The 6,000-nt window shown below is 62.4% G+C and carries 3 protein-coding genes and 1 pseudogene; 2 read left to right on the top strand and 2 right to left on the bottom strand.

Annotated elements, in window-relative coordinates:
- The first annotated feature begins 364 nt into the window (after nt 1-364).
- Complete coding sequence (locus MKK84_RS25945; protein ID WP_243924901.1) at nt 365-622, top strand: hypothetical protein; 258 nt, start codon at nt 365-367, stop codon at nt 620-622.
- Between the two features lie 1,367 nt (nt 623-1,989).
- Here MKK84_RS25945 and MKK84_RS25950 read toward each other — a convergent pair.
- Nucleotides 1,990-2,379 (bottom strand): response regulator, encoded by a 390-nt coding sequence (locus MKK84_RS25950; RefSeq protein WP_243924902.1) that lies wholly within the window; start codon nt 2,377-2,379, stop codon nt 1,990-1,992.
- 26 nt (nt 2,380-2,405) lie between these two features.
- Nucleotides 2,406-5,795: a CheR family methyltransferase gene (locus tag MKK84_RS25955; RefSeq protein ID WP_243924903.1), complete on the bottom strand. Its 3,390-nt coding sequence runs from the start codon at nt 5,793-5,795 to the stop codon at nt 2,406-2,408.
- 61 nt (nt 5,796-5,856) lie between these two features.
- On the opposite strand from MKK84_RS25955, the pseudogene MKK84_RS25960 reads away from it, so the two are divergent.
- A pseudogene (locus MKK84_RS25960) lies at nt 5,857-6,000 on the top strand (MucR family transcriptional regulator); the annotation flags it as partial.

A 6,000-nucleotide genomic window follows, 5' to 3' on the forward strand; every position in this document is an offset into this window, starting at 1 on the left:
AAGGGCGGCCTTAACGAAGCATTCACCATGTCCGTTGAGGATCCGCTTACAATCGGAGGCCCGCCTTCAGCCATGTTCGATGCCTTGTTCTGGTGGTGCGCTTTCGTGGCCCTTGCCGGGTCATACGTTTTGGTCGGGATCGCCTTGATAGGAGGGCGGTCGAGACTCCGCTCTGCCGAGGCCAAACTGTCGAGTGAGGCTACTCTGGTGATGCGTCACTTCGGCCAGGCGTAGGACGCGAGATGGTCGAACCTACTGTCGCTCGACCGGATTATGGTAGGTAAAGCAACGCCTCGTTAACTATATCCGCTCCAACCTATCCGCTTGATTGCAGACCGATGTCGCAACACCGAGTGGAATAGGCATGCCAACGATCAGTCAGCAGGCGTGCGAAGTAAAGGTGGATGGCGCGTGGCAGGCCGCCACCTTCGCGGAGGCCCGTAGTCGGTACATGATGGCGCAAAAGCGTTGCCCCGCCTGTCAGGGGCAAATCATCATCGCCGGGATCTATTCCGGCGCGGGCAGTCTCAAGCTGCAGCACCGCCGATCACACACTGGTTGCCCGCTCAAGCCCGAGACGTACACCGGTACGCCGACACCGCACCCTCAGGCGCTGATCTAAGGGCCGCTCGGCCCCACCCCGATCTGATCACGGGGCAGGGGAGCATCCGATCTCACCAGCGTGGGCCGGTACGCAACGTGGCCCGTCAGTATGATGCCGCAATGCGGTTACGGGTGCGTGTACGGCACCCGTAGGCCGATCTCAGTAGCCGTAGTAACCCCGGCCATAGTAGCCGCGGCCGTCGCCAAACGGGCTCGCATAGTACCCAGCCGGAGCGTAACCATCACTGGAGGGGTCGCCATAGCCGTATCCGACGGCAGCACCCAAGGCCAAGTTGGAGCAGGCATCGCATCGCATATCGACTCCTTTTGGGTTCGTTGCCGGATCTGCCTCGATCGCACGATGCCGGTCTGGATGCGGCGCAGATAGCGTCCGAGTTGCTGTCCGACCCGACATCCGTAATAGGCGAATGGCCGGATGTCGATCGCAACCATAGTGATTGTAAGTCACCTCACTTTCTTGCCAAATCTCGGATCCGAGTATTCAACTTGACCAGATTGCATGAACTACTGCTCTGATCGAATAATAATGATGGTACGGGACCGAATGCATTGTCCGTTAACCGCGATCCAGCGGATGCTGAGACCCTAGCGCTCAGAGATTAGGATCTCGCGAATGGTTGACCAATGCTCGGCGAACCGCGCGACGACTGCGGGATCATCCGTCTGCCCAGGCACAGCTACGTCGGTGGATCACACCCCGATGTCGCCGTGGCGTGCGATGAGCGGCCATGCGTCATCGGTAGGCGCGGCCTCCAACACCGTGAAGCCTTCGTCCTCGAGGGCATCGACGGTGATCATGCGAACGAATTTACCCTTTTCGACAACTCGCACACAGGCGCGACAATGTCATAGCGGGCGGGTATGATCCTTGAACATGAGCTAGACTGATAAGCTTTCAGCCTTGGCAGGTTGAACGGCGAACTGACACTTGTACGTCGTAACGCGCCATTTGGAGGGCCGCGATGTGTAAGCGCGAGACCGAACGTGAGATGGTTAGGCGGCACGTCGAGGAAGGTGCCAAGCATATCGAGAGGCAACGTGCGTTAGTCGCTCGTTTTAAGACAAATGGTTGGCCGTTCCACGATGCCGAGACCCTCCTCGTTACCTTTAAGGACATCCAGCGCCAGCATGAAGACTACCTCGCGCGGATAGCCCACGGGCAGGGGTGAGGGATCTTGTCGGAGGGGAGAGCGCTCGTATTTTCAGCAGCGAAAGCAGCCATCCGAGGTGCCGGTACTCAGATAAAGTATGCCCAATAAGCATCTCGATTTACTGAACAAAACAGATCACGCTTGTGCGACCCGCGAAATTAATGCGCGACATACAAGCGCGGAGGCGTTGCTCCTTTGCGTATGCGCAAGCATTTCAAGCGCAGCTGACTTGGGTCGACAGCACCCGCGCGAGCGTATCCATCTCCACCGGCTTCTCACAGCGCTGAACGTGCGCGTAGCGCTTGGGGATGATCGTGCCCTCATAACCGGTGGCGAAGATAAACGGCACACCGCGCGTGGTCAGGGCGTCCGCCACCGGAAAGACCATGACATCCCGCAGGTTGACGTCGAGCACGGCCGCATCAATCGCGGAATTGGAGGAAATCAACGCCAAGGCCCTGTCGACGCTCGCTACGGGACCGAGAACCTCTGCGCCGCTCCTCGACAACATTCGTCGCATCTCGGTGGCGATGAAGTAGTCGTCCTCAACGAGGAGCACCGTATGGCCGGACAGCGCGTCGATTTCATGGCTCGGTGTGGCCATCGTGATCTGTCCCTTCGAATCAAGCTTTAAGCCAACGGGAGCTCGATCAGACAACGTACCTCGGTCTCTCCGAGTTCGTAGCGCGTCATGGCGTCGAGCGCGTACGGCAGCGCCTTCTCGATCAGCTCACGTCCATAACCGTTCTTCAGGCCCCCGCTTCCCGTCGCGTGCTGTCGCTCAATGCCGGTCTCGACCCATTCGAGCGTGAGCCGTGGTTCCTGCCCATCGCTCTCGTGCGTCCACCACGTCACGCTGAGTTGGCCGTGCGAATTGGAGAGCGCGCCGTACTTGCGCGCGTTGGTGGCCAACTCGTGCAGAGCAAGCGCGAACGTCTGCACCGTCGCCTTGCGGATACGGACGTCGGGACCTTCCAACACGACGCGCTCCTGCAGATCGGAGGCGCCGAGCGCGTCGAGTTCGTTCCGGATCAGGGAACTCAACATGATCGGCTCATCGCCCGCGCGCGAAAGCAGTCCCTGTACGCGCGAGAGTGCGGCCAACCGCTCGTTGAACGCCACCCCGAACGCATCCAGCGTGTCGCTCGCCGCTAGGGTCTGCTGCGCGATCGAGTGCACGACGTTGATCAAATTCCGGGTGCGGTGCTGCAACTCCGCAACCAGAACCCGCTGCTGCTCCTGCATCCTGCGCAGATCGTCGATGTCGGTCGATGTACCAAGCCACTCGACCACTTCGCCGCGCTCGCCGCGCACCGGCATCGCGCGCGTCTGGAACCAGCGGTAGCCACCGTCGACGGCGTTGCGCAGGCGGCCTTCCATCTGCAGAACACCAGTCGACGTGGCCTCGCGCCAAGCCTCGACAGCGAGCGCACGATCATTGGGATGCAAGGCATCAAGCCAGCCGTGGTTTCGGCTGTGCGCCTCGCTTTGACCGGTGTAGGCGGACCATTGCGGGCTCGCCCAGGTCCAGCGTCCATCCTCGGCCGCCCGCCAGACCAATTGCGGGATGCCCTCGACCAGGGCGAGGAGCCGGCGCTCGCTCGCACGCTGTCGCTCCTCGGCGCGCTTGCGCTCCGTGATGTCGACGAACGTGATCACGACGCCAGCGATGAAGTTGTCGACGCTACGGTAGGGTAAGACCCGAACGAGGTACTGCGCGCCCGTCGTCGAGTTGGTGATCTCGCGCTCGACCACGCTCAGGGTGCGCAACACACGCCGCGCGTCGTCCTGCAGCTCCTCATAGGCGATGCGCGACTTGATGTGGCTGATCGGCCGGCCCGCGTCGGTCTCGATAAGGTGGAAGATCTCGGTGACGGCAGGCGTGTGATTGGTGATCCGCAGCTCGTTATCGAGGAAGATCGTTGCGATCTGCGTGCTCTCCAGGAAGTTCTTCAGGTCGCTGTTGGCGCGGCCCAGCTCTTGGACCCGATGGCCGAGCTCGCCATTGACCGTGGTCAGTTCCTCGTTGACGGATTGCTGCTCCTCCTTCGAAGTCTGCAGCTCCTCGTTGGTCGATTGCAACTCCTCATTGAGCGATTGGTACTCCTCGTTCGAGGATTTCAGCTCCTCGTTGGTGCTCTCCAACTCCTCGATGGTGGCCTGCAGGCGCTCGCGTGTGACCCCCAGCTCGGCTTCGAGGCGTCGGGTGTGCTCAAGCCCGGCCGCAGCATCTGCGCCGTCGGCGCGCTCGGCGGCCGATACGAAACCATCCTTGAACAGCACGAAGTAACCGCGCGCATTCGGATCGTCGCGCATGGGCTCAACGACGAGGTCGACCGCGAGGCGGGACCCGTTCTGGCCGACTTGCAAGCCGTCAACCTGCACGGTCTGAGCAGTTTCCTCAGCTTTGACCAGCGCCGATCGTAGGTCGAGCCGCAGATCCGGATGGGCGAGCTGCAGCAGGTTCAGGCTGGCGGCGCCACCGGCCGGGTCGATGTAGCGGCCGGTCCGCCCGGAGAAGTGCAGCACGTTGTACGCAGCATCGGTGATCACGTAGGCCGGCGCGTAACGCTCCGCCAACCGCTCGGCACGTCGTGTCAGCGCCATCCCATTCGGTCGAGCTCGTTCCTCAGTGCGACCCGCGGCCCCGATCTGACGGTTCGGCGTCACGAACGGGAAATCCGGCAGGATGCGCGTGCCAGTCTCTCGACGGCGGAAGATGCGCGAGCGGCTGTCGATCGGGGCGAACAGATCGATGTGGCGCGAGACGTTCTCGGAATTTCCGAGGAACAAGGTTCCGTCAGGCTTCAGGGCAAAGTGAAACAGGGGGATGACCCGTCCTTGCAGATCGGCGTCGAGATAGATCAGCAGGTTGCGGCATGAGATCAGATCGAGCCGTGAGAACGGCGGGTCCTTGATGATCGAATGCTGCGAGAAGATGCACATTTCGCGCAGCTCCTTGACGAGACAGTAGGTGTTGCCCTCCTTTACGAACCATCGGGCCAACCGCTCCGCCGACATCGCCTCGCTGATCGTGTTCGCGAACCGCGCGGCTCGCGCCGAGGCCAGCGCCCGTCCGTCGAGGTCGGTCGCGAAGATCTGGACCTGAGGCGTGTGGTCGAGGGTGGCCATGTGCTCGCGCAGCAGAATCGCCAGCGAGTAGGCTTCCTCACCGGTCGAGCAACCGATCACCCAGACCCGGATCTGGTCGTCGCGCGTCTTGTCGGCGAAGAGCTTCGGGATCACCTCGCGTTCAAGGAGCTCGAACTCTTTCGGGTCGCGGAAGAACTGGGTAACGCCGATCAGCAGATCGTTGAAAAGCTCCTGCGCCTCCTCGGGGTGCTCACGCAGAGTATCAACGTAATCCTCGATCTTCGCCAGCGAGAGGACCTGCATCCGGCGCTGGACCCGGCGCAAGAAAGTCCCGGGCTTGTAGCCATGGAAGTCGTGGCCGGTCCTGTTGCGCAGCGCCCCTGCGATCGCCTTGAGCGCGGGCTTGGATGCATCCGGGGCGACGTCGCCCTGAGCGGCGAGCTGGTGCGTAGCGGTCGATACGCGCGCGACGAGATCATCGGATGGCAGGATGGCGTCGGCCAGGGCCGCCGGGCTGTCGCTGGAAGCGAGTTCTCCCGCTCTCGTCTCATGGGTCTCCTCGGCGAGCGTCAGGCCGCCCGCTTCCTTGATGACCTTGAAACCGAGCGTCCCATCCCCGCCGGTGCCGGCGAAAGCGACCGCGATGCTGCGCCGTTCCTCGTCGTGCGCGAGCGAGACCAGGAAGCTATCGATGACACCTCGGCCTCCGATCTTATCCGCCGGTTGGGTACGAAAGCGTCCCATCTCGACGGTCACGACGAGATCGACGCCTATGAGGTAGACGCGGCCGCCCTCGATCGGAGCATCGTTCAGGACCTCCGCCAGATCGATGCCGGCCGCCGTCAGCGACCGCCGAAACCCGTCCTCGTCGAGCGCGTCCCGATGCTGAAGGACGACGATCACCGCCACGCCGTCGAGGCGCGGCAAGTGGGTGAGGACGTGTTGCAGCGATGCGGTGCTCGCGGCCGAAGTGTCAAAAGGCGTTGGAATGGGCGATCTGCCGGACCTGCTCTCCGGCGTTCACACCGCGCTGGCCGGTCTCAGCCAGGGTGCCGCTCCGGCCGCCCCTATGGTCGACAAGCAGACCCCCGCTCAGATCCGCAAATCGATCACGCCGGATGCGCTGATCAGC

Origin of the sequence: Methylobacterium sp. E-065, assembly GCF_022829605.1 — a bacterium.
Classification (GTDB): domain Bacteria; phylum Pseudomonadota; class Alphaproteobacteria; order Rhizobiales; family Beijerinckiaceae; genus Methylobacterium.

What these genes read in the sequence shown, in the direction of transcription:
- MKK84_RS25945 (WP_243924901.1), top strand. Translation starts at nt 365, where the DNA reads ATGCCAACGATCAGTCAGCAGGCGTGCGAAGTAAAGGTGGATGGCGCG.
- MKK84_RS25950 (WP_243924902.1), bottom strand. Translation starts at nt 2,379, where the DNA reads ATGGCCACACCGAGCCATGAAATCGACGCGCTGTCCGGCCATACGGTG.